This is a genomic window from Paraburkholderia piptadeniae, assembly GCF_900007165.1.
Classification (GTDB): Bacteria; Pseudomonadota; Gammaproteobacteria; order Burkholderiales; family Burkholderiaceae; genus Paraburkholderia; species Paraburkholderia piptadeniae.
On record NZ_CYGY02000008.1, the window covers coordinates 326 to 572 of the forward strand.

Sequence of the window (247 nt, forward strand, 5' to 3'; positions counted from 1 at the left end):
GTTCGCTGGTCGGCTCGTCGGGTGCGATCCTGTCGTACATCATGTGCAAGGCGATGAACCGCTCGTTCTTCAACGTGATTCTCGGCGGCTTCGGTGCCGAGCCGGGCGCGGCGGCAGCAGGCGGTTCCACCGAACAGAAGCCGGTGAAGTCGGGCTCGGCGGAAGATGCGTCGTTCATGCTCGGCAACGCCGAGACTGTCGTGATCGTGCCGGGCTATGGTCTCGCCGTTGCGCGCGCGCAGCACGC

General features: G+C 66.0%; 1 pseudogene. It reads left to right on the forward strand.

Features of this window, described 5'->3' with window-relative positions:
- Positions 1-247: pseudogene (locus tag BN2476_RS47930) on the forward strand (NAD(P)(+) transhydrogenase (Re/Si-specific) subunit beta); the annotation flags it as partial.